The sequence below is a fragment of the Gemmiger formicilis genome, assembly GCF_016900095.1.
In the GTDB taxonomy this organism is placed as follows: domain Bacteria; phylum Bacillota; class Clostridia; order Oscillospirales; family Ruminococcaceae; genus Gemmiger; species Gemmiger formicilis_A.
The window spans coordinates 1-750 of record NZ_JACJJP010000079.1 but is presented as its reverse complement, the minus strand read 5'-3'; the positions used below and the strand labels follow the sequence as shown (position 1 = coordinate 750).

1 pseudogene is annotated in these 750 nt (G+C 60.1%); it reads left to right on the top strand.

Going from position 1 to position 750, the window contains the following annotated elements:
- Positions 1-723, top strand: a pseudogene (locus tag H6B15_RS15270) (hypothetical protein); the annotation flags it as partial.
- Between the last annotated feature and the right edge of the window lie 27 nt (positions 724-750).

The following is a 750-nucleotide window of genomic DNA, read 5'->3' as shown; positions in this document are numbered from 1 at the left end:
GCAATCGGCGGTTACTCTCTGCTGAGCCCCTCTACCCAGTCCATCGAGATCACCACCGGTGAGAATGTGATCACCTTCTACTATCAGGAAGTCGGACCCGATCAGGAGCCTGAGACTCCTGCCGAGCCCACCACCCCGACCACGCCCACCACTCCGACGACCCCGACCACGCCCACTCGTCCCACCACTCCGACCACGCCTGCTGCCGGCGGCACCACTGCCACTCCGGCGCCCGAGGCTGGCAATGAGGAAGAAGTGACCGAGGCACCGGCCGAAGAGGAGATTCAGGAAGAGGAAACCCCGCAGGTGCAAGCCCCCGCGGAGGAAGAAACCATCGGTGAAGAAGAGACCCCGCTGGCTGGCGGCAACGCAGCCTGGGCTCTGCTGAACCTGATCCTGACCATCCTGACGGCTCTGGGCAGCGTGATCCTGGTGATCGGTTACCTGGGCAAGAAGCGCAAGGAAGAAGAGGACGAAACCACCGGCGAGAGCAAGACTGAATATGAGGTCAAGAAGCACGGCTTCTGGCGTCTGGTCAGCCTGATCCCGGGTATCGGTTCCATCATCGTCTTCATCCTGACCGAGAACATGCGCAACCCGATGGTCTTTGTTGACCGCTGGACCCTGCTGATGGTGATCATCGCTGTGATCCAGATCGTGATCGCGGTTCTGAGCATGAAGGACAAGCAGGAACCCGACGAAGACGAAGCTGAAAACGCCTGAGTCTGAGCGCAAAACCTAATCCAAAGG